Source organism: Pseudomonas sp. GOM6 (assembly GCF_029537485.1).
GTDB lineage: Bacteria > Pseudomonadota > Gammaproteobacteria > Pseudomonadales > Pseudomonadaceae > Aquipseudomonas.
The window spans coordinates 1-24,004 of sequence record NZ_JARPUS010000010.1; the positions used below are offsets into that span (position 1 = coordinate 1).

Consider the following 24,004-nt stretch of genomic DNA (forward strand, 5'->3'; position numbering starts at 1 on the left):
GAAGGCACCGGCCAGGCCCGCGTAGAGCAGCTCGCTGTGACCGCTGGCGAAGGCTTCCCAGAGAATCTCGTCCTTGGAGTAGAAGCCGGCGGTGATCAGCGGCAGCGCCGCCAGGGCGGCACCACCGACCACGAAGCTGGCGTAGGCCAGCGGCAGCTTCTTCCACAGACCGCCCATCTTGAAGATGTTCTGCTCGTGGTGGCAGGCATGGATCACCGCACCGGAGGCAAGGAACAGCAGGGCCTTGAAGAAGGCGTGGGTCATCAGGTGGAAGATCGCCGCGTCCCAGGCCTGCACGCCGAGGGCGAGGAACATGTAGCCGATCTGGCTCATGGTCGAGTAGGCGAGGATGCGCTTGATGTCGGTCTGCACCAGGGCGGCGAAACCGGCCAGCACCAGGGTTACGGCGCCGACGATGCCGACCAGTTCGAGGATGTCCGGGGTCAGCAGGAACAGGCCGTGGGTACGGGCGATCAGGTACACGCCGGCGGTGACCATGGTCGCCGCGTGGATCAGCGCCGACACCGGGGTCGGACCGGCCATCGCATCGGCCAGCCAGGTCTGCAGCGGCAGCTGGGCGGATTTACCAACCGCGCCGCCGAGCAGCATCAGGGTGGCGATCCACAGCCAGCTGTCACCGGCCACGTACTTCTGCGGCGCCAGCACCATCAGTTCTTGGATGTTCAGGGTGCCGAGGTTGAGGAACAGGATGAACAGACCAATCATCAGGAACACGTCACCGATACGGGTGACGATAAAGGCCTTGAGCGCCGCGTTACCGTTGGGCACGTGCTTGTAGTAGAAGCCGATCAGCAGGTACGAGCACAGGCCCACGCCTTCCCAGCCGAAGAACAGCACCAGCAGGTTGTCGCCGAGCACCAGCAGCAACATGCTGAAGATGAACAGGTTGGTGTAGGCGAAGAAGCGCGAGTAGCCCTCTTCACCACGCATGTACCAGCTGGCGAACAGGTGGATCAGAAAGCCCACGCCGGTGACCACGCCGAGCATGGTGGCCGACAGACCGTCCAGGTGCAGGGTGAAGTTCGGCGCCAGTCCGCCAACGTTCATCCACTGCCACAGGGTTTGGCTGTAGACGCCGCCGGCCGGCAGGCTGAGAAACTGCAGGATGACCCAGGCGGCGCTCAGCGCGGCCAGGCCGACCGAGCCGACGCCGATCACGGCGGCGGTGTTTTCCGAAATACGCCCACGGGAGAAGGCCAGTAGGAACCAGCCAATCAGCGGGAAGAGCAGGGTGAGGAATAGTAGGTTCATCCGCGCATCTCGCTGGCAGCGTCGACATCGAGGGTGTTGAAGCGGCGATACAGCTGCAGCAGGATCGCCAGGCCGATACTGGCCTCGGCGGCTGCCAGGGTGATCACCAGAATGAACATCACCTGGCCGTCAGGCTGCACCCAGCGGCTGCCGGCGACGACGAAGGCGAGGGCGGTGGCGTTCATCATCACTTCCAGGCTCATCAGCACGAAGAGGATGTTGCGACGCACCATCAGGCCGATCAGGCCCAGGCTGAACAGCACGGCGGCCAGCGCCAGGCCGTGTTCCAGAGGAATGGCATTCATGCGGTGGGCTCCTTGGCGTCGTGGCGGCCCAGGTGGTAGGCGGCAACCAGCGCTGCCAACAGCAGCATGGAGGCCAGCTCGACGACCAGCAGGTAGGGGCCGAACAGGCTGATGCCGACGGCCTTGGCATCGACGGTTTCCAGGCCGATGGCGGCACCGCTCGGGCTGGCGAACAGGCCGTACAGCAGCTGCGCCAGCAGCAGGGCGGAAAGAATGGCGGGGCCGGTCCAGATGCCCGGCGTCAGCCATTTCCTCTCCTGCTCCACGGCTTCCTGGCCGAGGTTGAGCATCATCACCACGAAGACAAACAGCACCATGATAGCGCCGGCGTAGACGATGATTTCCAGGGCGCCGGCAAACGGCGCACCCAGGGCAAAGAAAGTGCAGGCCACGGCCAGCAGGGAAACGATCAGGTTGAGCAGGGCATGTACCGGGTTGGTCCCGGTAATGACCATCACAGTAGATGCCACGGCGACACCCGCGGCGAGGTAGAAAGCAAACTCCATCATCCTCTCCTTAGGGCAGCAGGCCTTTGACGTTGATCGGTTCGGCTTCGCTCTGCGCGGCGCCTTTCGGCTTGCCGGCGATGGCCATGCCAGATACGCGGTAGAAGTTGTAGTCCGGGTTCTTGCCCGGCCCGCTGATCAGCAGGTCTTCCTTCTCGTAGACCAGATCCTGGCGCTTGAACTCGCCCATCTCGAAGTCCGGGGTGAGCTGGATCGCGGTGGTCGGGCAGGCTTCCTCGCACAGGCCGCAGAAGATGCAGCGCGAGAAGTTGATGCGGAAGAACTCCGGGTACCAACGACCGTCGTCGGTCTCGGCCTTCTGCAACGAGATGCAGCCGACCGGGCAGGCCACGGCGCACAGGTTGCACGCCACGCAGCGCTCTTCGCCGTCGGGGTCGCGGGTCAGCACGATGCGGCCGCGGTAGCGCGGCGGCAGGTACACCGGCTCTTCCGGGTATTGCAGGGTGTCGCGCTTGCGGAAGCCATGGCTGAAGACCATGACCAGGCTGCGCAATTGGGTCCAGGTGCCGTGCACCACGTCCCAGATGTACTTGAACATGTTTCTCTCTCCTTACTGGGCCGCGGCCAGCACGAGCGCGCCGGTCACCAGCAGGTTGATCAGGGTCAGCGGCAGACAGAACTTCCAGCTGAACGCCATGACCTGGTCATACCGCGGGCGCGGGATCGACGCGCGCAGCAGGATGAAGATCATGATGAAGAAGCAGGTCTTCAGGGCGAACCAGATGAAGGGGATCTGCGGCAGGATGCCGAACGGGCCGTGCCAGCCACCAAAGAACAAGGTCACCAGCAGCGCCGAGATAGTCACGATGCCGATGTACTCGCCGACGAAGAACATGCCCCATTTCATGCCGGCATATTCGATGTGGTAACCGTCGGCCAGCTCCTGCTCCGCTTCCGGCTGGTCGAACGGGTGACGGTGAGTCACGGCGACGCCGGCGATGAAGAAGGTACAGAAGCCGAAGAACTGCGGAATGATGAACCACAGGTTCTCGGCCTGGTAGTCGACAATGTCGCGCATGTTGAACGAGCCGACCTGCGCCACCACGCCCATCAGCGCCAGGGCCAGGAACACCTCGTAGGACACGGTCTGCGCCGAGGCGCGCAGGGCACCGAGCAGGGCGAACTTGTTGGCGCTGGCCCAGCCGGCGAACAGCACGGCATACACCGACAGACCGGCCATGGCGAAGAAGAACAGGATGCCGATGTTCAGGTCCGCCACGCCCCAGGTCGGGGTCACCGGGATGATGGCGAAGGCCATCAGCATGGCGGCGAAGGCGATCATCGGCGCGATGATGAAGATGAACTTGTCGGCGAACGGCGGCGTCCAGTCCTCCTTGAAGAACATCTTGATCATGTCGGCGGCGATCTGAAACATGCCGAACGGGCCCACGCGGTTGGGGCCGTGGCGGTCCTGCCACCAGCCCAGCAGGCGGCGTTCGACGAAGCTCAGCAGTGCGCCACAGACCACCACCACCAGCAGGATGACGATGGCTTTAAGGACGGCGACGATGACGTCGATCAGTTCGGGCGTCAGCCAGCTCATTGCGCGGCCTCCTGGGTTCCTGCAACACCGAGAGCGGTCGCGCTAGCGCCGGCGATGGCCGCCGGAATGCCGGCGAAGCCGGCCGGCAGGCCGACCAGGCCCAGGGCCAGGTCTTCGCTGACCTTCACCGGCAGGCGCAGGGCCTCACCATTGACGGTCAGGCTGATCAGCGCTCCGTCATTGACGCCCAGGCGATCGGCCTCGGCCTTGGCCAGGGCGACGTAGGCGGGCTGGATGCGTTCCTGCACCGGCGCAGCGCGGGAGGAGTTCTCCTCGCTGCCGAACAGGTGATGCATCGGCACGACCTGCCAGGTGCCCTGGGCCGGGGCGAAGGCGCCCGGTACGGCGAACCAGGCCAGGGTCTTGCCCTGCGACTCGATCAGGCGCACGCCCGGATCACCGGCACGCAGATGGCCACCGACTTCGTCCTGGAACTTGTTCCAGGCCTGTGGCGAGTTCCAGCCCGGCGACCAAGCGAACGGAATCTGCTGACGGTCTTCCTTGCTGCCCGAATAGCCTTCCATGGAGAAGGCGAAGGCGGAGTCCTGATCCTGCGGCTGACGCGGCTCGTGCACGCTGATGTTGGCGCGCATGGCGGTACGGCCGCTGTAGCGCAGCGGCTCACGCGCCAGCTTCATGCCCTTGATGCGGAACGAAGCGCTCGGCGCGGCATCGGTGATCGGAGCCAGCACGGCGCTGCTGGCAGCGACGGCGGCGGTGACCTGGTCCAGCTGAGTCCAGTCCACGGCCTTGCCTTGCAGGGTGCTGTGCAGCGCGTGCATCCAGCGCCAGCCCTCGCGGACGAGGATGTTGCTGTCGTAGTAGCTTGGCTCGAACACCTGGAAGAAGCGCTGGGCGCGGCCTTCCTGGCTGACCAGGGTGCCATCGCCTTCGGCAAAGCTGGCGGCGGACAGCACCAGGTTGGCCTTGGCGGTGGTGGCGGTCTGCTGGTGGTCGGCGACGATCACCGCTTTTGCGGCGGCGAGGGCGGCGTCGACCTTGGCGGCGTCGGCGCGGCGGTACAGGTCGTTTTCCAGCACGATCACAGCGTCGGCGTTGCCTGCGGTCAGCGCTTGCAGCGCGGCGTCAACGGATTCACCGCCAAACAGGGCCAGGCCCATGCTGTTGGCTTCCGGCACCACCAGGCTAATGGAGGCATTCTTCTCGCGGTTCTTCAGGGCCTGGGCGATGTTCGCGGCGGCCTCGACGATGCTCTTCTCGCCCAGCGAGGCGCCGCTGACGATCAGCGGGCGCTTGCCGGCCAACAGGGCGTCGGCGATCAGCTGCACCAGTTCCATGGCCTCGTCGTCCAGGCCGGTGACGGCCGGGGCGCTCGGGTCGATGGCGTGGGCTACGGCGAAGCCGATGCGCGCCAGGTCGGCCGGCGCGGCGTGCACGCAGGCTTCGGCTACGTCGTCCAGGCGGGTGGCGTCGACACTGGCGATGAACAGCGGGTTCAGCGCGTCCTGGGCCACGTTCTGCACCGCGGCCATGTGCCAATCCTGGATCTTCATCGAGGCGGCGATTTCGGTGGCCTTGCCCTTGACCGACTGGCGCAGGGCCAGGGCGACGCGCGCGGCGGTCTGGGTCAGGTCTTCACCGAGAACGAACACGGCATCGTGATCCTCGATCTCGCGCAGCGACGGAATCGGCAGCGGGCCGTTCTGCAGCACGTCGCGGATCAGGCGGATGTTGGCTAGCTCAACGGCGCCAATGCCGCTGTAGAAGTTGGCTTCGCCGACCAGCTCACGCAGGGCAAAGTTGCCTTCCAGGCTGGCGCGCGGCGAACCGATGCCGATCACGCGCTTGTCCTTGAGCAACTCGGCGGCCTTGTCCAGCGCGGCGTCGATGCCCAGCTTGGTTTCGCCGCCGCTCTTATCAAGAAGCAGGGGCTGGCGCGGACGGTCTGCGCGGTTGGTATAGCCGTAGCCGAAGCGGCCGCGGTCGCACAGGAAATAGTGGTTCACCGAGCCGTTGAAGCGGTTCTCGATGCGGCGGATCTCGCCGTAGCGCTCGCCGGGGCTGATGTTGCAGCCGCTGGAGCAGCCATGGCAGATGCTTGGGGCGAACTGCATGTCCCACTTGCGGTTGTAGCGCTCGGAGTGGGTCTTGTCGGTGAACACACCGGTCGGGCAGACCTCGGTGAGGTTGCCGGAGAACTCGCTTTCCAGTACGCCGTCTTCGACGCGGCCGAAGTACACGTTGTCGTGCGCGCCGTAGACGCCCAGGTCGGTGCCGCCGGCGTAGTCCTTGTAGTAACGCACGCAGCGGTAGCAGGCGATGCAGCGGTTCATCTCGTGGGAAATGAACGGACCGAGCTGCTGATTCTGGTGGGTGCGCTTGGTGAAACGGTAGCGGCGCTGGTTGTGGCCGGTCATTACCGTCATGTCTTGCAGGTGGCAGTGACCGCCTTCCTCGCACACCGGGCAGTCGTGCGGGTGGTTGGTCATCAGCCACTCGACGACGCTGGCGCGGAAGGCCTTGGACTCTTCGTCGTCGATGCTGATCCAGGTGTTGTCGGTCGCCGGCGTCATGCAGGACATGACGATGCGACCACGGGTGTCGTTCTCGTCGGTGTACTGCTTCACCGCGCACTGGCGGCAGGCGCCGACGCTACCGAGCGCCGGGTGCCAGCAGAAGTAGGGGATGTCGAGCCCGAGGGACAGACAGGCCTGTAGCAGGTTGTCCGCCCCATCGACTTCGAAATCTTTGCCGTCTACGTGGATAGTGGCCATGGTTTCTTGGTTTCTTCTTTCACCCGCCGAAGCGGGCTTGGCTAATGGAATCACGGTTGCGCTGCGACCTTGGCCACCGCGCGAATGCATCAGGCCGGCGCGAACTGCACCGACGGTGCCGGGGTGGCCGAGCTGGATACGCCAGCCTCGAACTCCGGACGGAAATACTTGATGGCACTGCCCAGCGGCTCGACGGCGCCTGGTGCATGGGCGCAGAAGGTTTTGCCGGGGCCGAGGAAGTTGACCAGGCCAAGCAGGGTGTCGATGTCCTGCTGGGTACCTTGCTTGTTTTCCAGGGCGCGTAGGATCTTCACGCTCCACGGCAGGCCGTCGCGGCACGGGGTGCACCAGCCGCAGGATTCGCGGGCGAAGAATTCTTCCATGTTGCGCAGCAGCGAGACCATGTTGACCGAGTCGTCCACCGCCAGGGCCAGGCCGGTGCCCATGCGGGTGCCGACCTTGGCGATACCGCCGGCGAACATGGCCGCATCCAGGTGCTCGGGCAGCAGGAAGCCGGTGCCGGCGCCGCCGGGCTGCCAGCATTTCAGCTTGTAGCCGTCGCGCATGCCGCCGGCGTAGTCCTCGAACAGCTCGCGGGCCGGGATGCCGAACGGCAGCTCCCACAGGCCGGGGTTCTTCACCTTGCCGGAGAAACCCATGAGCTTGGTGCCCATGTCTTCGCTGCCCGGGCGGGCCAGGGTCTTGTACCAGTCGACGCCGTTGGCGACGATCGCTGGCACGTTGCACAGGGTCTCGACGTTGTTCACGCAGGTCGGCTTGCCCCACACGCCGACGGCGGCGGGGAAGGGCGGCTTGGAGCGCGGGTTGGCGCGGCGGCCTTCGAGGGAGTTGATCAGTGCGGTTTCTTCGCCGCAGATGTAGCGACCGGCGCCGGTATGGACGAACAGCTCGAAGTCGAAGCCGCTGCCGAGGATGTTCTTGCCCAGCAGGCCGGCGGCCTTGGCTTCATCGATGGCGCGATTGAGGTTGGCTGCTGCGTCGACGTACTCGCCACGCAGGAAGATGTAGCCGCGGTAGGCCTTGAGCGCGCGCGCGGAGATCAGCATGCCTTCCACCAGCAGGTGCGGCAGCTGCTCCATGAGCATGCGGTCCTTCCAGGTGTTCGGCTCCATTTCATCCGCGTTGCACAGCAGGTAGCGGATGTTCATGGACTCGTCGGCCGGCATCAGGCCCCACTTCACGCCGGTGGGGAAGCCCGCACCGCCGCGGCCCTTGAGGCCGGAGTCCTTGACCGTCTGCACGATGTCGGCCTGAGCCATTTCGCTCAGGGCCTTGCGCGCGGCGGTGTAGCCGTTCTTCGCCTGGTATTCCTCCAGCCATACCGGCTGGGCGTCGTCACGCAGGCGCCAGGTCAGCGGATGGGTCTCTTCGCTACGAGCGATGCTGTTGATCGGACCTACGGAAGTCAGGGTCTTCATGCGTAGTTCTCCAGCAGCTGGGCGATGCCGTTGGCATCGAGGTTACCGTAGGTGTCGTCGTCGATCATCACCGCGGGGGCCTTGTCGCAGTTGCCCAGGCAGCACACCGGCAGCAGGGTGAAGCGGCCGTCGGCGGTGGTCTGGCCCGGAACGATGCCGAGCTTGTCCTTGAGGCTGCCGAGCAGGTTCTCGTGGCCGCCGATGAAGCAGGTCATGCTGTCGCACACGCGGATCACGTGGCGACCGACCGGCACGCGGAAGATCTGGCTGTAGAAAGTGGCCACGCCCTCGACGTCGCTGGCCGGGATGCCAAGGATGTCGGCGATGGCGTAGATGGCGCCGTCCGGCACCCAGCCGCGCTGCTTCTGCACGATCTTCAGGGCTTCGATGGACGCCGCGCGCGGGTCCTCGTAGTGGTGCATTTCGTGTTCGATGGCGTCGTACTCGGCCTGGCTGAGTTCGAAGCGGTCGGTTTGGATCATGCTTTGCGAAGAAACAGTAGTCTGGCTCATGTGATTAACGGTCCACGTCGGCCATAACGAAGTCGATGCTACCCAGGTAGGCGATCAGGTCCGCGATCATGCTGCCGCGGATCACCGAGGGGATCTGCTGCAGGTGCGGGAAGCTGGGCGTCCGGATGCGCGTGCGGTAGCTCATGGTGCTGCCGTCGCTCGTCAGGTAATAGCTGTTGATGCCCTTGGTCGCCTCGATCATCTGGAAGCTCTCGTTGGCCGGCATGACCGGGCCCCAGGAGACTTGCAGGAAGTGGGTGATCAGGGTCTCGATGTGCTGCAGGGTGCGCTCTTTCGGCGGCGGCGTGGTCAGCGGGTGATCCGCCTTGTACGGGCCTTCCGGCATGTTGCGCAGGCACTGGTCGATGATGCGGATGCTCTGGCGCATCTCCTCGACGCGGACCATGCAGCGGTCGTAGGCGTCGCCGTTATGGGCCAGCGGCACTTCGAACTCGAAGTTCTGGTAGCCGGAGTACGGGCGTGCCTTGCGCAGGTCGAAGTCCAGGCCGGTGGAGCGCAGGCCGGCGCCTGTGACGCCCCATTCCAGCGCTTCCTTGGTGTTGTACTGGGCAACGCCGATGGTGCGGCCTTTGAGGATGCTGTTCTGCAGGGCGGCCTTGGTGTACTCGTCGAGGCGCTTGGGCAGCCAGTCGACGAACTCCTTGACCAGCTTGTCCCAGCCGCGCGGCAGGTCGTGGGCAACGCCGCCGATACGGTACCAGGCCGGGTGCAGGCGGAAGCCGGTGATGGCCTCGATCACCTTGTAGGCGCGCTGGCGGTCGGTGAAGGTGAAGAACACCGGGGTCATGGCGCCGACGTCCTGGATATAGGTGCCCAGGAACAGCAAGTGGCTGGTGATGCGGAAGAACTCGGCGAGCATCACGCGGATGAAGTCGACGCGGTCCGGTACCTTGATGCCGGCCAGCTTCTCGACCGACAGCACGTAGGGCAGGTTGTTCATCACTCCGCCGAGGTAGTCGATACGGTCGGTGTAGGGGATGAAGCTGTGCCAGGACTGGCGCTCGGCCATCTTCTCGGCGCCACGGTGGTGGTAGCCGATGTCCGGTACGCAGTCGATGATCTCTTCACCGTCCAGCTGCAGGATGATGCGGAACGCACCGTGCGCGGAGGGGTGGTTCGGGCCGAGGTTGAGGAACATGTAGTCCTCGTGCTCGCCGTGGCGTTTCATGCCCCAGTCTTCCGGCTTGAAGCGCGCGGCTTCTTCTTCCAGTTGCTGTTTGGCCAGGGTCAGACTGAACGGATCGAATTCGGTGGCGCGCGCCGGGTAGTCCTTGCGCAGCGGGTGACCTTCCCAGGTCGGCGGCATCATGATGCGGGTCAGGTGCGGGTGGCCCTGGAAGGTGATGCCGTACAGGTCCCAGACCTCACGCTCGTACCAGTTGGCGTTGGGCCAGATGCCGGTGACGGTGGGGACGTTGAGGTCGCCTTCCTTGAGGGCGACCTTGATCATGATGTCGCTGTTACGCTCGACCGACATCAGGTGGTAGAACACGGTGAAATCGGCGCCCGGCAGGCCGCGGCGCTGGGTGCGCAGGCGCTCGTCGACGCCATGCAGGTCGTACAGCATGACGTAGGGGCGCGGCAGGTTGCGCAGGAAGCTCAGCACGTCGATCAGGCGATCGCGGGCGACCCACAGCACCGGCATGCCGGTGCGAGTGCTCTGGACGGTAAAGGTCTCGGCACCGAAACGGGAATTCAGCTCGACGACCACATCCTGGTCATCGGCCTTGTAGGGTGGAACGGACAGAATGCTGTCTGCAGTCATGGTCTCGATCGCTATCGGCGGTGTACGGCGTCAGTGAGCAGGCGCGGGGCGCCAGCTCACACTTCGTCAGGGCTGCGCAGGTTGGTCACAGCGATGCGCTCGGCGCGGCGCTGCTCTTTCTGCGACGGCATTTCGGCGCGGTAGACGCCTTGATCGCCGACAACCCAGGACAGCGGGCGGCGCTCCTGGCCGATCGACTCCTGGAGCAGCATCAAACCCTGCAGAAAGGCTTCGGGGCGCGGCGGGCAGCCGGGAATGTAAACGTCGACAGGAAGGAACTTGTCGACACCCTGCACCACAGAATAGATGTCATACATGCCGCCGGAGTTGGCGCACGAGCCCATGGAGATGACCCACTTGGGTTCCAGCATCTGTTCGTACAGGCGCTGAATCACGGGAGCCATCTTGATGAAGCAGGTGCCGGCGATGACCATGAAGTCGGCCTGGCGTGGTGACGCACGAATGACTTCCGCACCGAAACGCGCGATATCGTGCGGAGCGGTGAAGGCCGTGGTCATTTCGACGTAGCAGCAGGACAGACCGAAGTTGTACGGCCACAGGGAGTTCTTGCGACCCCAGTTCACCGCACCGTTGAGCACATCTTCGAGCTTGCCCATGAAGATGTTCTTGTGGACCTCATCCTCTAGCAGTGGATCGGCTACGGTCTCCCGCGAGCCGATCGGATACTGCTCGTTCGGAGCATCCGGATCGATCCGTGTAAGTTTGTATTGCATCGCCAAAGCCTCATTGTTTTAGCTTCGCCTGCCGATTGCGACGGCCTTCGGGCGCCCAGTCGAGCGCGCCTATACGCCAAAGATAGACAAGACCTGCCAACAGAATTGCTATGAAAACTGTAGCTTCGATCAGACCGGCCCAGCCGCTTTCGCGTACCGAGACTGCCCAAGCGAAGAGAAAGAGGGCTTCAACGTCGAAGATCACGAAGAGCATCGCGACCAGATAGAACTTTGCCGAAAGGCGTAGACGGGCACTGCCTACGGGCAGCATGCCGGATTCGAAGGGGTCATTCTTGCTGCGGCCCCAGGCCTTGCTACCCAGAAGGCTGGACAGGCCAAGCATGAAGGCTATGAGTCCGAAGACTCCGAGCAGGAATACAGCGAAAGCCCAGTTATGGGACATGGTCGTTACCGCATCAGGCATGCCGGTTCTCCTTGGGGAAGGGACGGCTTCTTTTAATGTTCGCTGCAGCCTGTAGCGACTGCATCGAGGAGTAGTGTGGACGCGATTTTATGCCCCTGCGCCCATGTAAGTAAATTTTTCCGAATAAAAAAATGAACGCGAATGCGTCATTTTGTTTTCGATATAAACAACTGCGGCGAGTTAGTACTGCCTAATTAGCGCCCGGCAAAGCCGGAACAGCTGTCAGCACCGCAGATACATCTGGCTCTTGAGTATTTTCCAGAGAAGTTGTCGTCGAAAATTGTTTACAGCCGCTTCGTTAGTGCCGGCAAGTGAGTGGGGGGGGGCGAGTGGCGATCCAGTAGCTGCTTAATTGCCCTGGAATGACAAAGCCCCGGCATTGCTGCCGGGGCTTTGCTTGATTACACCTGCGGCGAGCCGCAGAGCCTGTTCCTATTAGTGGAACTGGTTCATGGTGTTGTCTTTACCGCTGGCCTTCAGAGCCGCTTCGCCAGCGAAGTACTCTTTGTGGTTGTCGCCGATGTCGGAGCCAGCCATGTTCTGGTGCTTGACGCAGGCGATACCCTGACGCAGTTCCTGACGCTGAACACCTTTCACGTAGGCCAGCATGCCCTGGTCGGCGAAGTAGCCTTTGGCCAGGTTGTCGGTCGACAGAGCGGCGGTGTGGTAGGTCGGCAGGGTGATCAGGTGGTGGAAGATGCCGGCGTGGGCAGAACCGTCACGCTGGAAGGTGCGGATCTTCTCGTCAGCAACCTGAGCCAGTTCGGTCTCGTCGTACTCGACGCTCATCAGCTTGGCGCGGTCGTAGGCGGAAACGTCTTTGCCTTCGGCTACGAACGCGTCGAATACCTGCTGGCGGAAGTTCAGGGTCCAGTTGAAGGACGGGCTGTTGTTGTACACCAGCTTGGCATTCGGGATGACCTGGCGGATGCGGTCAACCATGCCCTTGATCTGGCCAACGTGCGGCTTCTCGGTTTCGATCCACAGCAGGTCAGCGCCGTTCTGCAGGCTGGTGATGCAGTCCAGTACGCAGCGGTCTTCGCCTGTGCCAGCGCGGAACTGGAACAGGTTGGACGGCAGACGCTTGGGACGCAGCAGCTTGCCTTCACGCTTGATCACAACGTCGCCGTTGCCCAGTGCGTCTTCGGAGACTTCTTCGCAATCCAGGAAGGAGTTGTACAGGTCGCCCAGGTCGCCCGGCTCTTTGGTCACGGCGATCTGCTTGGTCAGGCCGGCACCCAGGGAGTCGGTACGAGCAACGATCACGCCGTTGTCGATACCCAGTTCCAGGAAGGCGTAGCGAACGGCAGCAATCTTGGCGAGGAAGTCGGCGTGCGGAACGGTCACTTTGCCGTCCTGGTGGCCACACTGCTTCTCGTCGGATACCTGGTTTTCGATCTGGATGCAGCAAGCACCCGCTTCGATCATGCGCTTGGCCAGCAGGTAGGTGGCTTCCGGGTTACCGAAGCCAGCGTCGATGTCGGCGATGATCGGTACGATGTGGGTCTCGTAGTTGTCGATCTGCGACTGGATTTCAGCTGCCTTGGCGCTGTCGCCGGCTTCGCGAGCGGCGTCCAGGGCGGTGAACAGCAGGTCCAGTTCACGGCTGTCGGCCTGACGCAGGAAGGTGTACAGCTCTTCGATCAGGTCGGAGACGGCTGTCTTCTCGTGCATCGACTGGTCCGGCAGCGGGCCGAAGTCGGAGCGCAGGGCGGCAACCATCCAGCCGGACAGGTAGAGGTAGCGCTTGTTGGTGGTCTTCAGGTGCTTCTTGATCGAGATCAGCTTCTGCTGACCGATGAAGCCGTGCCAGCAGCCCAGGGACTGGGTGTAGACGGACGAGTCGGCGTCGTACTCGGCCATGTCCTTGCGCATGATGTCAGCGGTGTACTGAGCGATTTCCAGACCGGTCTTGAAGCGGTTCTGGGCGCGCATACGAGCGACGGACTCGGGGTTGATCGCGCTCCAGCTGCTGCCGTACTGCTCTTTCAGGGCGGCTACAGCCTTGATGTCGTTTTGATATGCGGACATGGTCAATCCTTCAAAGTATGAGTGTGGTACCGACTTCCCACCCAGAACCACCGTGCAAGAACTCTTGCAGTGTTGCGGGCGACACACGGCGAAACTTCGAGATATTGACGGGACGAGAGTGCAGCGGAGGAGGGGAGACAGCCGCTCGTAGATCAGTTGGTGCGGTGCTTGTCGGCTCGTGGATGCCGGTAGGCGCTGCAGGTGCTGGTCTGCGGTTTGGCTGATAACGCTTGGCTTCCCCGTCCCTCAGGACAACTTTCGTTCCAGTCGCAACCTCGTTGAAACGCCTTGTGGGCTGTTAGAACACGGACCGGTCCGAATGGTGTTACGGACGCAGTCTGGAGGCTCTTTTCAGAGCCCCTGGCTAGCGGGAGCGGGGCCATGATGCGCTTTCAAACGGGCGTTCGTCAAACGTTTTGTAGTGTCTTTTCGTCGCAACTACATAATTTGGGTGCGCGCATTGTCAGTCCACGGCCTCCACCTTGATGCGCATGCTCATGTCATTGCTGCCCTGGGTGGAGTAACGGCGCAGTACATCGCTGTCGTTGCCTTGGCTCTGCTGGCTGACGCCGCCCAGGTTGATCCACTCGCCCAGGCGACCACTCACTCGGGTATCGGTACTTTGCGTGTCGATCACGCCCGGCTGGTAGCGGTTAACCCGATCATTGTTGCTGTTGATGCTGATGTGAACGATGTCGCCGCTCAGGTTGGCGGTGACGTAGAAGCCCTGGTTGACGTTGCGGTACTGAGTGTTCTGGTAGACCTGGCCGTAAGGGCCGACACTGGTGCTGGTCAGTGGCACGCTCTGACCGACCTGGATCAGTGCCGGATAACCTTCGGTGGCCTGGATCTGCTGGGTGCCGCCGCTGCGGCTGTTTGTGGAACGGCGAATGATGCGAGCCTGGTCGCGGCCCTGTACCTCACCTCGGCCGACGATGACTTCGGCATCGCTTGCACTGATGCTGCCGTCCACGCGGTAGCCGCTACCACTGTCCAGGGTCTGCTCGCTGGTGTCGACACTGATCAGCAGGCGACGTGGGGCCTGGTCCAGTTGGCCGAGTAGGTCGCGGATCTCGGCGATCTTGCCGGGCGAGGCATTCACCATCAGCTGGTTGCCGTAGGCACTGGCTTTACCCTGGCCGTCCAGGGCTGCTTGCACCAGCGGCAGCACTTCGTCGGCCATGCGGTAGTTGAGCTGAATCAGCTCGGTGGCGGCGGGTAGGGGCAGGCTGAAGGCGAGCAAGTAAGCGAGCAGGCAGGCGCGCAGTTTCATAGCAGGAAGCTCCGCAGGTCTGGATCGGAAAGACTGGCATCCCAGGCTTGGTCGAACTGCGCTTGGCGTTGGCGCACGCGGCCGGGATCGTTATACAGGGCGTAGCCTGCGTAGTGCTCGGGCGCCTCGCGCAGCAACAGGCCACGATCATCTGCCAACAGATAGGCGCTTTCGTCGCCGGGGTGGTCCGGGTTGATCTTGCGGATCTGCAGGTTGCTGGTAATGCGCTGAGCCAGATTGAGTAGACGATGCCCCAGCTTTACGGGCTTGGCGACGTCTCTGAGCAGGATGCGCAGACGGTTCTTCGGGCTGGCCAGGAGAAACTGAGTGCAGGCTTCTTGCACGCTGCTATGGCTATACAGCCAGGCCTCAAGGTCCGGACTATGGATGCACAGGTTGAAGCGGGCTTGCTGCAGCAAGGCCAGTGCGTGGGCCTGAACTTGTTCCGGGCGACTAAAACGCTCCAGATTGGCATGGGTGCCAAGCAGGAAGGGTGCAGGTTCACGGGGCTCGTTGGCGATGCCTGGCTGGTTCTGCGGGTTGTGCACAGCAAAACGCCCCGGCGACTGGAACTCGATGGCCGGTAATTCCGGTTCGTTCTCGTCGGGCGGGGCGTTCGTTTCGCTCATGCTGCTTTCCTAGTGGCTATGGCGCACCATCATCACATGGGGGATGCCGGCTTCGAGGTACTCGTCGCCCTCGATGTGAAAGCCCAGGCGTTCGTAGAAGGCGGCAGCGTGTACTTGTGCGCTGAGCTTCTGTACATGCTGGCCGCGTGCTTCGGCGAACTCAATGGCGGCCTGCATCAGGGCATCGCCGACCTTGAGGCCACGCCAGTCCTTGAGTACAGAAACCCGGCCGATTTGCCCGTCAGCCAACAGGCGCGCGGTACCGATCGGGTAATCGCCCTCACAGGCGAGGAAGTGGACGGCCTCGCTGTCTTCGTCATCCCATTCGAGCTCTGCCGGAACGGCTTGTTCCGCGATGAAGACTGCTTCGCGGATGCGTCGCAGGTCGGCGTTGTCCTTCTGCCAGTGGGCCAGGCGGACATGAATCTCACTCATCAGCAAACTCCAAACTTCCTTGCTGGACCAGTTCACGCACCAGTGTACGCCCGTCTTCGTCGGCCAACCAAGGCGCCAGGTTTTCGCCGTGCAGGGCCTCGGCGGCGCAGATCAGGCGCAGCAGTTCCTTGAGGTGCGCGGGCAGCAGGCGGCTCTGGCCGCTGGCGAACAGCACCAGACCGACGTCCACTTCGCTCCAGGCCAGACGGGCGCTGGGGTTGCGCACCAGTACGGCGCCGTCTTGCAGGGCGCCGAGGAAGTCTTCTTCCTCGATCTCGGGGCCGTTGACCAGTTCCGGGTAGCGCGGTTCGGTCATGAACTGGCCGAACCAGGTCAGCAGCAGGCGCTCGTCGCTCATGTGCTCGGTCAGCAGTGCCTTGAGGCGGTCGAGGGCGTCTTGCTGGATCTGATGCGGGTCGCTGCTCGGCGCCATGCCGGCGTCGCTGTAGCGCTCCTCGTCCGGTAGGAACTGGGCAAGGAAGTCGGTGAAGTGGGTCAGTACCTCGGCGGCGCTGGGGGCGCGGAAGCCCACCGAGTAGGTCATGCAGTCGTCTTCGGCGATGCCGTAGTGGGCCAGGCGCGGCGGCAGGTAAAGCATGTCGCCCGGTTCCAGCACCCATTCGTCGGTCTGCTCGAAGTCGGCCAGGATGCGCAGGTCGGCGTGCTGCAGCAGTTTGCTGTCGGCATCGCACATCTGGCCGATCTTCCAGCGGCGCTGGCCTTCGGCCTGCAGGAGGAACACGTCGTAGTTGTCGAAATGCGGGCCGACACTGCCGCCCGGCGCGGCGAAGCTGATCATCAGATCATCGATGCGCCAGCTGGGCAGGAAGCCGAAATCCTTGAGCACGTCGGCCACTTCAGGCACGAATTGGTCAACGGCCTGCACCAGCAGGGTCCAGTCCCGCTCCGGCAGCTGGCTAAAGGTGTCCTCGGCGAAGGGGCCGCGGCGCAGCTCCCAGGGATGGGCGCCGTGCTCCAGTACCAGACGCGATTCGACTTCCTCTTCCAGGGCCAGACCGGCCAGTTCGTCGGCGGTAATCGGGCTTTCGAAGCCGGGGATGGCCTGGCGTACCAGCAGGGGCTTCTGTTGCCAGTAGTCGCGCAGGAACTCGCGAGGGGTGAGGCCGCCCAGCAGCTGCAGAGGAGTATCAGGATTCATGGCTAAGCCCTTGAAAGAGATGAAATGGCTAAAACAAAAACGCCCGGCTCAGCCGGGCGTTGGAGAGGCTGGTGGCGCTCAGACGCGCTGGGCCTGGGCGACGGCGTTGCCGATGTAGCGGGCCGGGGTGAGCTGCTTGAGCTCCTCCTTGGCGGCTGCCGGCATGTCCAGGCCATCGATGAACGCAAGCAGCGCTTCTGGGCTGATGCCCTTGCCGCGGGTCAGTTCCTTGAGCTTCTCGTAGGGGTTCTCGATGGCGTAGCGGCGCATCACGGTCTGGATCGGCTCGGCCAGGACTTCCCAGCAGGCATCCAGGTCTTCGGCGATGCGCGCTTCGTTCAGCTCCAGCTTGCCGATGCCCTTGAGGCTGGCTTCGTAAGCGATGACGCTGTGGGCGAAGCCGACGCCGAGGTTGCGCAGTACGGTGGAGTCGGTCAGGTCGCGCTGCCAGCGGGAGATCGGCAACTTGCTGGCCAGGTGCTGGAAGATCGCGTTGGCGATGCCCAGGTTGCCTTCGGAGTTCTCGAAGTCGATCGGGTTGACCTTGTGCGGCATGGTCGAGGAGCCGATCTCGCCGGCCACGGTCTTCTGCTTGAAGTAGCCGAGGGAGATGTAGCCCCACACATCGCGGTCGAAGTCGATGAGGATGGTGTTGAAACGGGCGATGGCGTCGAACAGCTCGGCGATGTAGTCGTGCGGCTCGATCTGGGTGGTGTAGGGGTTCCACTGTAGGCCCAGGTCGCCTTCGATGAACTGCTTGGCGTTGGCCTCCCAGTCGATCTGTGGGTAGGCGGACAGGTGGGCGTTGTAGTTGCCCACGGCACCGTTGATCTTGCCCAGCAGCGGCACGGCGGCCACCTGGGCGATCTGCCGCTCCAGGCGGTAGACGACGTTGGCCAGTTCCTTGCCGAGGGTGGTCGGCGAAGCCGGCTGGCCGTGGGTGCGCGACAGCATTGGTACGCCAGCGAACTTGACGGCCAGCTCGCGGATGGCACCGGCGATCTGCTTCATCAGCGGCAGCAGGACGGTGTCGCGGCCTTCGCGCAGCATCAGGGCGTGGGACAGGTTGTTGATGTCCTCGCTGGTGCAGGCGAAGTGAATGAACTCGCTGACTGCGGCCAGTTCCGGCAGCTTGGCGGCCTGCTCTTTGAGCAGGTATTCCACGGCTTTGACGTCGTGGTTGGTGGTGCGCTCGATCTCTTTCACGCGCTCGGCGTGTTCGATGGCGAAGTTCTCGGCCAGCTCGTTGAGCAGGGCATTGGCCTCGGCGGAGAAGGGGGCGACCTCGGCGACGCCTTCATGGGCGGCCAGGCGCTGCAGCCAGCGGACTTCGACCATCACGCGAAAGCGGATCAGGCCGTATTCGCTGAAAATCGGGCGCAGGGAGCTGGTTTTGCCGGCGTAGCGGCCATCGACGGGGGAAACCGCGGTGAGCGAGGAGAGCTGCATGGAGGCGTTCTCGGACAGGTCGGTCAACGAAAAGGGCGCACATCATACACGATGTCGCTGAGGGTGGCCCGTCCGCTTAGCGCGAAGGTGTGCGAGTGATCGAGAGCAGGCTGGCGGCAAAGATCAGGGCGGCGCCCGTCAGGGACAGGAGGTCTGGTGTCTCACCCCAGCGTAGCCAAGCGATTACACCGCCAAAGACGATAGCGAGGTACGCAAAAGGGCCGATCAGCCCTGGCGGGGCCAGGCCATAGGCCTTGGACATGACGATCTGGCTCACGGTGGCGAGCAGGCCGATGGCCAGCAGCAGGCCTAGTTGGTGCTGACTCAGCGGTTGCCAGGCCCAGGTCAGTGGCACGGCGGAGATCAGAGCGCTGAAGAGCGAGAAGTAGAAGACGATGCGAAAAGCCGGCTCGCTGTCGCTCATCTCACGGATGGAGACGAATGCCAGTGCGGCCAGGATGCTGGCGGCGAGACCAATGAGGGCCTGAGTGTCGAGTAGCGCCTCGCTGGGCTTGGCCACCATTAGCACGCCCGCCAGACCAATAACGGTGGTCATCAGCATGCGCTTGGTCAGTGGTTCCTTGAGCAGCCACCAGGCCAGCACCGGGGTGAATACGGGGGCTGAATAGGTGAAGAGCATGGCGTCGGCCAGTGGCAGGTGGGCGAGGGCGTAGAAGAAGCAGTACATCGCCGCCAGGCCATAGGTGGTACGCCACAGGTGCGATTTGATGCGCCTGGTCTTCAGTGGGCCGGTGCCCTTGAGCAGCACCAGTGGCAGGAAGAACAGCACGCCGACCAGGTTGCGGAAGAACACCACCGATTCGTTATTAACCCCGCTGGAGACCTCGCGGATTCCCACGCCCATCAGCGAGAACAGCAGGGCAGAGAGCGCCAGCAACAGGGCGCCCTGCATGGGCTTCATGCTGCGGCTGGGCAAGCTCATATCAGCCCCGTAGCAGCGGGTAGAGTTCCTTGAGCAGCTTGCTGCGACTGAACACCAGTTGCCAGCGATGGCCGCCGAGCTGACGCCACAGGCGGGCCGAGCGAATGCCGGTCAGCAGCAGGGCACGCACCTTGGCGGCTACGGCGGGCTGCTGGAGAAAGCGCATGTCGCCCTGCACCTGGATACGCTGGCGGAACGTACTGATGGTGTCCTGATAAAGGCCGCCGCAGGCCGCTACCACGTTGTCGTGGGTGATGCCGAAATGCTCAACCTGGTTATGGATCTGGTCCAGGCGAGTGGCGATTACCTGCAGCAGGTCGTCGCGCTTGGCCAGTTGACGCTCCAGACCAAGCAGCGCCAGGGCATAACGCAGCGGCTCGCGCTGCAGGCTGGCCGGGCTGCGCTCCAGCGCACCGACCAGGGCCTTGTAACCCTCGCGCAGGTTGAGATCGTCGCCGCCGTAGACGTCCAGCGTACTTTTCGGGTCGCGCACGAGCAGGCTGCCGAGCAGGCAGCCGACTTGGGCTTCTGGCGCCTGCCCGGTGCGGGCCAGTTTGTCCACCAGGGTGGCCGCCTCGAAGACGGCGGAAAGAGCGATCAACTGTTCCTGGGTCGGGTTCATGCCTGCGGAGCTCCCTCGGCGCACGGTTCGGCAACTTCGATCACACCGCCTCCCAGGCAGATTTCACCGTCGTAGAACACCACGGACTGGCCGGGCGTGACGGCGCGTTGCGGCTCGTCGAACGTCGCGCGGTAGCCGTGCTCGGTCTTCTCCAGGGTGCAGGCCTGGTCGGCCTGGCGATAGCGTACCTTGGCCGTAAGGCGGCGCGGGCTGGATAGGTCGACAGGATTGACCCAGTAGATGTCCGAGGCCAGCAGGGCGCGGGAGAACAACCAGGGATGATCATTGCCCTGGCCGACGATCAGTACATTGCGCTTCAGGTCCTTGTGCAGCACATACCAGGGCTCGTCGCCGGCGTTTTTCATGCCGCCGATACCCAGGCCCTGGCGCTGGCCGATGGTGTGGTACATCAGACCGACATGACGGCCGATCACCTGGCCTTCGGTGGTCTCGATGTCGCCCGGCTGGGCCGGCAGGTACTGCTTGAGGAAATCGCTGAAGCGGCGCTCGCCGATGAAGCAGATGCCGGTCGAGTCCTTCTTCTTGGCGGTGGCCAGCTCGTATTTCTCGGCAATGGCGCGCACCTGCGGCTTTTCCAGCTCTCCAACCGGGAACAGGGTGCGGCCGATCTGCTCGCCGCCGACGGCATGCAGGAAATAGCTCTGGTCCTTGTTCGGGTCGAGACCCTTGAGCAGCTCACTACGGCTGTCGACATCGCGGCGGCGCACATAGTGACCGGTGGCGATCAGGTCGGCGCCCAGGGAGATGGCGTAGTCGAGGAAGGCTTTGAACTTGATTTCGCGGTTGCATAGGATGTCCGGGTTCGGCGTACGTCCAGCCTTGTACTCGGCGAGGAAATGCTCGAACACGTTGTCCCAGTATTCTGCGGCGAAGTTGGCGGTGTGCAGCTTGATGCCGATACGGTCGCACACGGCCTGGGCGTCGGCCAGGTCGTCCATGGCGGTGCAGTATTCGGTGCCGTCATCCTCTTCCCAGTTCTTCATGAACAGGCCTTCCACCTGGTAGCCCTGTTCGAGCAGGAGAAGGGCGGAGACGGAGGAGTCGACACCGCCGGACATGCCGACGATCACTCGGGTATTGGCTGGTTCGCGCATGGGAATGGTGATGGCTGACTGCGGAAAGCTGGCGATTCTATCAGGAGCGGATGCCGTGCGGCGAATCAGGCTGAGCCGCACTAGGCCGGATCGCGGATGAGGCTGAGGCTATGGCGCTCGCCTGCCAGGTAGTCGTCGATGCAGCGCAAAACCAGCTCGCTACGCCAGCGCTCGGGTTGGGCGGCCAGCTCTTCGCGGGTCAGCCATTGCGGGCCGATGATGCCTTCATCCAGGGGGGATTCCGGCAGGTGGCGCAGTGGTTTGGCGGCGAAGCACACGCGCTGGTAGGTCACACCGTTGCTCGGCGCGGTGTAGAGGTAAATGCCGGTGACGGCGGTCAGCTCCACTTCCCAGCCGGTTTCTTCGAGGGTTTCGCGAAGCGCAGCCTGCAGCAGGCTCTCGTCGGCTTCCAGGTGACCGGCGGGCTGATTGAAGACGGCTCTGCCCTCGCTCAGTTCTTCGACCAGCAGGAAGCGGCCGTGATCTTCGACGACGGTTGCGACGGTGATGTGTGGGTTCCAACTCATGTAGGGCTCCTTCGTTATATGGCGCCATGCTGTAGAAACGAAAACCCCGGCGCAAGGCCGGGGTTTCGTCGAAACAGCTGAGCTTAGTGGCTCAGCGAGTCGATTGCCGCATTGAAAGTGGTGCTGGGACGCATGACCTGGCTGGTCAGCTCCGGGTTGGAGCGGTAGTAGCCGCCAATATCGACGGCCTTGCCCTGTGCGCCGTTCAGTTCGGCAACGATGGTCGCCTCCTGTTCGGTCAGGGTCTTGGCCAGCGGGGCGAAGTGCGCCTTGAGCTCGGCGTCATCGTTTTGCGCGGCCAGGGCCTGGGCCCAGTACATGGCCAGGTAGAAGTGGCTGCCACGGTTGTCGATATCGCCGACCTTGCGCGCCGGGGACTTGTTGTTGTCCAGCAGTTTGCCGGTCGCTTCGTCCAGGCACTTGCCGAGGACTTTAGCCTTGGCGTTGTTGGTCTTGATGCCTTCCTCTTCGAAGGAAACGGCCAGGGCCAGGAACTCGCCCAGCGAATCCCAGCGCAGGTAGTTCTCTTCGATCAGCTGCTGCACGTGCTTGGGCGCGGAGCCGCCGGCGCCGGTCTCGTACATGCCGCCACCCGCCATCAGCGGAACGATGGACAGCATCTTGGCCGAGGTGCCCAGTTCCATGATCGGGAACAGGTCGGTCAGGTAGTCGCGCAGCACGTTGCCGGTCACCGAGATGGTGTCCAGGCCGCGCAGCTGGCGCTCCATGCTGGTGCGAATGGCTTCGTTGTAACCCTTGATGCTGATGTCCAGGCCAGTCAGGTCGTGATCCTTGAGGTACAGCTCGACCTTCTTGCGCAGCTCATTGTCGTGGGCGCGCTCCGGGTCCAGCCAGAAAATGGCCGGGGTGTTGGACTGGCGGGCGCGGGTAACGGCCAGCTTGACCCAGTCGCGGATCGGGGCGTCCTTGGTCTGGCAGGCGCGCCAGATGTCGCCGGCTTCCACTTCGTGCTGCATCAGCACGCTGCCGTCGTCGGCGACGACGCGCATACTGCCGCTGGCAGTCAGTTCGAAGGTCTTGTCGTGAGAGCCGTATTCCTCGGCTTTCTGCGCCATCAGGCCGACGTTCGACACGCTGCCCATGGTGGTCGGATCGAAGGCACCGTTGGTTTTGCAGAAGTTGATCATTTCCTGGTAGATGCGGGCATAGGTGCTTTCCGGCATTACCGCTTTGGTGTCTTTCTGTTTGCCGTCCTTGCCCCACATCTGGCCGGAGTTGCGGATCATCGCCGGCATAGAGGCGTCGACGATCACGTCGCTCGGGATGTGCAGGTTGGTGATGCCTTTGACCGAGTCAACCATCGCCATTTCCGGGCGGTGGCTGTACACCTCATGGATGTCGTGAAGGATTTCTTCCTGCTGCGAGGCCGGCAGCGACTTGATCTTGTCGTAGACGCTGCTGATGCCGTTGTTCGGGTTAACGCCCAGTTCCTTGAACAGCTCGCCGTACTTATCGAAGACATCCTTGTAGTAAACGGTCACAGCGTGGCCGAAAACGATCGGGTGGGAGATCTTCATCATGGTCGCCTTGACGTGCAGGGACCACATGACGCCGGTTTCCTTGCAGTCCTGCAGGGTCTTTTCGAAGAAGGCGCGTAGCGCGTGGCAGCTCATGAACATGCTGTCGAGGACTTCGCCTGCTTGCAGGGACAGGGTCTTCTTGACTTCGACCTTGCCATCCTTGCCGACGAATTCGATGCGCACATCACCGGCCTTGGCCATGGTGATGGACTGCTCGCTGGAGAAGAAATCGCCGCCGCGCATGTAGTCGGCGTGCGAGCGCGAAGCCATGTTCCACTGGCCCATGCTGTGTGGGTGCTTGCGGGCGTACGCTTTGACGGCGGCAGGGGCGCGGCGGTCGGAGTTACCTTCGCGCAGTACCGGGTTGACGGCGCTGCCGAGCACCTTGGCGTAGCGGGCGCGGGTGTCTTTCTCTTCTTCGCTCTGCGGGTCTTCCGGGTAGTTCGGAATGTCGTAGCCCTGGGCCTGCAGCTCGGCGATGGCGCCTTTCAGTTGGGGCACGGAGGCACTGATGTTCGGCAGTTTGATGATGTTGGCTTCGGGAGCGGTTGCCAGACGGGCCAGGTAGGCCAGATCGTCTTCGATGGCTTTGTCACCGAGTTTGTCGGTGAAGGCGGCGAGGATGCGGCCTGAAAGAGAGATGTCGCGGGTTTCGACGTCGATATCGGCAGAGGCGGCAAAGGCTTTGACGATGGGCAGTAAGGAGTAGGTGGCGAGGGCGGGGGCTTCGTCGGTGAAGGTGTAGGTAATCTTCGAACGATTGGACATCTACTATGACTCTCTTCTTTGCTGGGCGCGCACAGAGTCTCGATACGCCTTGGTGAGCGCTTTCGTCCGGCTCGGCGAGCCAGCATCGAGATTTGCCGCGGGGATATTGGGGCGCCAGTAGAGCGATGTGCCTCCAGACCAGGGTGATGGCCAGGAGGCAGCGAGGGGAGAGTCTGGTCCCAGACTGCTCGGACCTCGATGACTGTTAGGTCATCCGAGAAGTATACCATTACTC

General features: G+C 63.2%; 22 protein-coding genes. All 22 read right to left on the reverse strand.

Features of this window, described 5'->3' with window-relative positions:
- A partial coding sequence (gene nuoL / locus P7A97_RS12915; protein WP_277690360.1) for an NADH-quinone oxidoreductase subunit L occupies positions 1–1,272 on the reverse strand: 1,272 nt, incomplete at its 3' end.
- Positions 1,269–1,577: an NADH-quinone oxidoreductase subunit NuoK gene (nuoK, locus tag P7A97_RS12920; RefSeq protein ID WP_076429156.1), complete on the reverse strand. Its 309-nt coding sequence runs from the start codon at positions 1,575–1,577 to the stop codon at positions 1,269–1,271. The genes nuoK and nuoL, both read right to left, overlap by 4 nt.
- A complete protein-coding gene (gene nuoJ, locus P7A97_RS12925) occupies positions 1,574–2,083 on the reverse strand; it encodes an NADH-quinone oxidoreductase subunit J (RefSeq protein ID WP_277690361.1) in 510 nt (169 codons plus the stop codon). Before nuoJ ends, nuoK begins: the two co-directional genes overlap by 4 nt.
- Before the next feature lie 10 nt (positions 2,084–2,093).
- A complete protein-coding gene (gene nuoI / locus P7A97_RS12930) occupies positions 2,094–2,642 on the reverse strand; it encodes an NADH-quinone oxidoreductase subunit NuoI (RefSeq protein ID WP_277690362.1) in 549 nt (182 codons plus the stop codon).
- A 12-nt stretch (positions 2,643–2,654) separates the two neighbouring features.
- Positions 2,655–3,647: an NADH-quinone oxidoreductase subunit NuoH gene (gene nuoH, locus P7A97_RS12935; protein ID WP_277690363.1), complete on the reverse strand. Its 993-nt coding sequence runs from the start codon at positions 3,645–3,647 to the stop codon at positions 2,655–2,657.
- Positions 3,644–6,382 carry an NADH-quinone oxidoreductase subunit NuoG gene (nuoG, locus tag P7A97_RS12940; RefSeq protein WP_277690364.1) on the reverse strand — a complete coding sequence of 913 codons (2,739 nt, stop codon included), beginning with the start codon at positions 6,380–6,382 and terminating at the stop codon, positions 3,644–3,646. Before nuoG ends, nuoH begins: the two co-directional genes overlap by 4 nt.
- Before the next feature lie 89 nt (positions 6,383–6,471).
- Positions 6,472–7,821 carry an NADH-quinone oxidoreductase subunit NuoF gene (gene nuoF / locus P7A97_RS12945; RefSeq protein ID WP_277690365.1) on the reverse strand — a complete coding sequence of 450 codons (1,350 nt, stop codon included), beginning with the start codon at positions 7,819–7,821 and terminating at the stop codon, positions 6,472–6,474.
- Positions 7,818–8,333 carry an NADH-quinone oxidoreductase subunit NuoE gene (nuoE, locus tag P7A97_RS12950; RefSeq protein ID WP_277690366.1) on the reverse strand — a complete coding sequence of 172 codons (516 nt, stop codon included), beginning with the start codon at positions 8,331–8,333 and terminating at the stop codon, positions 7,818–7,820. The genes nuoF and nuoE overlap by 4 nt, the downstream gene beginning before the upstream one ends.
- Positions 8,334–8,337: 4 nt before the next feature.
- Entirely contained in the window at positions 8,338–10,119 is a 1,782-nt protein-coding gene (gene nuoC, locus P7A97_RS12955) for an NADH-quinone oxidoreductase subunit C/D (RefSeq protein WP_277690367.1), read from the reverse strand.
- A gap of 56 nt (positions 10,120–10,175) precedes the next feature.
- The gene (locus P7A97_RS12960; RefSeq protein ID WP_277690368.1) at positions 10,176–10,853 is read right to left on the reverse strand and encodes an NADH-quinone oxidoreductase subunit B; all 678 of its coding nucleotides are present in this window, start codon (positions 10,851–10,853) and stop codon (positions 10,176–10,178) included.
- Positions 10,854–10,863: 10 nt separating this feature from the next.
- Positions 10,864–11,277 carry an NADH-quinone oxidoreductase subunit A gene (locus P7A97_RS12965; RefSeq protein WP_021700254.1) on the reverse strand — a complete coding sequence of 138 codons (414 nt, stop codon included), beginning with the start codon at positions 11,275–11,277 and terminating at the stop codon, positions 10,864–10,866.
- A 435-nt stretch (positions 11,278–11,712) separates the two neighbouring features.
- Positions 11,713–13,308 (reverse strand): isocitrate lyase, encoded by a 1,596-nt coding sequence (locus tag P7A97_RS12970; protein WP_277690369.1) that lies wholly within the window; start codon positions 13,306–13,308, stop codon positions 11,713–11,715.
- A gap of 463 nt (positions 13,309–13,771) precedes the next feature.
- Positions 13,772–14,581, reverse strand: a complete 810-nt coding sequence (locus tag P7A97_RS12975; RefSeq protein ID WP_277690370.1) for a secretin N-terminal domain-containing protein — start codon at positions 14,579–14,581, stop codon at positions 13,772–13,774.
- A complete protein-coding gene (locus tag P7A97_RS12980; protein ID WP_277690371.1) occupies positions 14,578–15,210 on the reverse strand; it encodes a histone acetyltransferase HPA2 in 633 nt (210 codons plus the stop codon). The genes P7A97_RS12975 and P7A97_RS12980 overlap by 4 nt, the downstream gene beginning before the upstream one ends.
- A 9-nt stretch (positions 15,211–15,219) precedes the next feature.
- On the reverse strand, positions 15,220–15,651 hold the full coding sequence (locus P7A97_RS12985) for a GNAT family N-acetyltransferase (RefSeq protein WP_277690372.1): 432 nt from the start codon (positions 15,649–15,651) through the stop codon (positions 15,220–15,222).
- Complete coding sequence (locus P7A97_RS12990) at positions 15,638–16,804, reverse strand: cupin domain-containing protein (protein ID WP_277690373.1); 1,167 nt, start codon at positions 16,802–16,804, stop codon at positions 15,638–15,640. The genes P7A97_RS12985 and P7A97_RS12990 overlap by 14 nt, the downstream gene beginning before the upstream one ends.
- A 78-nt stretch (positions 16,805–16,882) precedes the next feature.
- Positions 16,883–18,253: an adenylosuccinate lyase gene (gene purB / locus P7A97_RS12995; RefSeq protein WP_277690374.1), complete on the reverse strand. Its 1,371-nt coding sequence runs from the start codon at positions 18,251–18,253 to the stop codon at positions 16,883–16,885.
- Positions 18,254–18,329: 76 nt separating this feature from the next.
- A complete protein-coding gene (locus tag P7A97_RS13000; protein ID WP_277690375.1) occupies positions 18,330–19,196 on the reverse strand; it encodes a DMT family transporter in 867 nt (288 codons plus the stop codon).
- A gap of 1 nt (position 19,197) precedes the next feature.
- Positions 19,198–19,818: a high frequency lysogenization protein HflD gene (gene hflD / locus P7A97_RS13005; protein ID WP_277690376.1), complete on the reverse strand. Its 621-nt coding sequence runs from the start codon at positions 19,816–19,818 to the stop codon at positions 19,198–19,200.
- Positions 19,815–20,933, reverse strand: coding sequence for a tRNA 2-thiouridine(34) synthase MnmA (mnmA, locus tag P7A97_RS13010; protein ID WP_277690377.1), 1,119 nt, complete (start codon positions 20,931–20,933; stop codon positions 19,815–19,817). Before mnmA ends, hflD begins: the two co-directional genes overlap by 4 nt.
- Positions 20,934–21,013: 80 nt before the next feature.
- Entirely contained in the window at positions 21,014–21,460 is a 447-nt protein-coding gene (locus P7A97_RS13015) for an NUDIX hydrolase (protein ID WP_277690378.1), read from the reverse strand.
- A gap of 83 nt (positions 21,461–21,543) precedes the next feature.
- Positions 21,544–23,769 carry an NADP-dependent isocitrate dehydrogenase gene (locus P7A97_RS13020; protein WP_277690379.1) on the reverse strand — a complete coding sequence of 742 codons (2,226 nt, stop codon included), beginning with the start codon at positions 23,767–23,769 and terminating at the stop codon, positions 21,544–21,546.
- Positions 23,770–24,004: the final 235 nt, after the last annotated feature.